At 69.3% G+C, this 2,285-nt stretch carries 1 protein-coding gene and 1 pseudogene; both read right to left on the reverse strand.

Annotated features, from left to right (window positions below; translation table 11 throughout):
- Positions 1-528, reverse strand: a pseudogene (locus VF665_RS05230) (hypothetical protein); the annotation flags it as partial.
- A gap of 227 nt (positions 529-755) precedes the next feature.
- Positions 756-2,285 (reverse strand): adventurous gliding motility protein GltJ (gene gltJ, locus VF665_RS05235; RefSeq protein ID WP_331052362.1); only part of this gene is annotated, 1,530 nt, incomplete at its 5' end.

Consider the following 2,285-nt stretch of genomic DNA (forward strand, 5'->3'; position numbering starts at 1 on the left):
GAAGTTCTGGTAGTTCTCGCACGTGGGAGCGGGAACCGCCGCGCACGTGTTGGTGCTGCAGAACTGACCGTAGGCGCAGGTGCTCTTGCCCTCGCCCGAGCAGGTGGTGCTCGCAGCGGTGCACGTACCCGCGTTGCAGACCTGGCCAGAGCCACAGTCCGTGTCCTTGGTGCAGGCCGGCGTGGTGCCGCCGCCCGTGCAGACACTGTAGGACTTCGAGCACGTCAGGCCCGAAGCGTCGCTCACGCGCTCGTCACGCTGGCACAGCGCGTCCGTTTCGCACTTGCAGATCTTGGTGCTGTTGGTGGTGCTGATCACATCGCAGGTCTTCGCCGACTGGGGGCAGTCAGCTCCCGAGGTACAGGTCTGCACGCACACCTTGGCGTTCGGGTGACAGATCTCACCCTCGATGCACTCCGTGTCCGCCGTGCACGACAGGTCCGTACGGCCACCGTCCGGGCAACCCGTCAGCACCATGCTCAGCGCGCCCAGCGTGGCGAGCATCAACGTCATCTTGCGAAGCTGCATGTCTCGACTTCCTCCTGAATGGATACGTCGCACGAGGCGGGCCGCCGGCCACTCACTCAGGCCCCCCTCCGTCCTGCAGCGCGCGGCTTTAGTCCCGGCGCTCCAGACGTGTCAACGAATGTCGACACGGCCTTCGACGCATCCCCCAGAAGGGAATTCAACATCCATTGAAGCGGACAGTCGTACGAGCCTTGTGACTCAAACGTAACTGTCCGCCTCTCGGATGTTTAGAACGTGAACGGGAAGTCGATCGGATCGCCCTGCACCTTGTGCTTCGGGAAGCTCCAGCCCTTGATGAGCCCGGAGATGCAGGTCGCCATGTAGGTCGTGCGGAACTCCGACGTCTGGCAGGACACGTTCTTCGTCTTGCCGTTGGTCTGGATCGTCCAGCGCATCACCAGCTTGCCGCTCAGACCCGGATCCTTCTTCTTCTGCTCGTTCACGCACTTGATGATGGCCGGCTTGTTGGCCAGCACCACCTGCATGATGTCCGACTGCCCGAGCTTCTCCTGCGTCGCACCACCACCGCCAGGCTCCGGCGGGATGTAGGCCGTACGGCCATTGGCCGACACCGTGTCGCTCTTGGCGCTGGAGCTCGGCTTCTTCGTGCCGAAGAGCTCGTCGAACTCGTCATCCGCGCTCCCGCCGCTCCTGGCGGGCTGCGGCTTGCTCCGCACGGGCTCCTCGTCGTCGTCGTTGCTCACGGTACGCGTCGGCGGAGGACGGCTGACCGGGGTGGTGGTCGGCGTCCGCTTGCTCGGCACCTCGGCGCGGGCCACCTGCTGCGGCTCCGTCTTCGCCGTCTCGACGGGCTTCGCCGGCTCGGTCGCGGGCGGAGGCGTCGCCGTGTTCGCCGCGGGCGTGGTTCCAGGCGTCCCCGCCGCGGCGACCGCGGGAGCAGTCGTGGGCGTGGCCGCCGGCGCCGTGGCCGGCTGCGTCGTCGTTGCCGCCGGCTGGGCCGTGCCCGCCGCGGGCGTAGCGGTGTTCTGCGCCACCGCCGCCGGAGGAGGCGGCATGGGCGGCACTTCTACCGGCTTGGACGGCGCCTGAGCCATCGGCTGCGGCGCCACGGGGGCCGGATCGGAGGACCGGGTCGCGAAGAAGGCGCCCGCTACACCAATCAGCAGCACGACAGCCACCGCGCCGATGATCATCCCCATCTTCCCACCCTGCTTCGGCGCGGGCGCGGCCTGCGGCGGATAGCCAGGGTACCCAGGAGGCGGCCCGTACTGCTGGGCCGGAGGCGCGTACTGCTGGGGCGGCGGATACGGCTGGGCCATCGGCTGCGCGTACGCCTGTGGAGGCGGCTGCGCGTAGGCCGGCGCCGGAGCGGGCTGCATGTACGGCGCGGGCGCGGGAGGCTCGGCCATCAGCGGGCTCTGCGCCGCCACCGGAGCAGCCTCCGGCGGAGGCACATCCAGCAGCCCCAAGGCCGCCGGCTTCCCCTTCTTCTCCTCCACCGGCGCCGCCTTGGACGCGGGCTTCGACAGCGCCTCGTTCTCCTCCTTCACCAGCGAGGCGAGCACGCTCGCGGCCGAGGGCTTCCAGCCCGTCTCCTGCGCGGTCGGAACGGGCGCGGGCGTGTCGGACTTCGCCGGCTTCGCCAGGCCACTGGCGAAGGCGGACTCGACCGGACCGGACGCCACCGGCGCGGACGACGCCACCGGCGCGGGCTCCACGATGACCGGCTTCGTCGGACGCGGCGCCAGCACCGACGCCAGCTCCGAGGCCTCGGACAGCGGAATCCAGTCGCTGAA

This window comes from Longimicrobium sp., from assembly GCF_036387355.1.
Classification (GTDB): Bacteria; Gemmatimonadota; Gemmatimonadetes; order Longimicrobiales; family Longimicrobiaceae; genus Longimicrobium.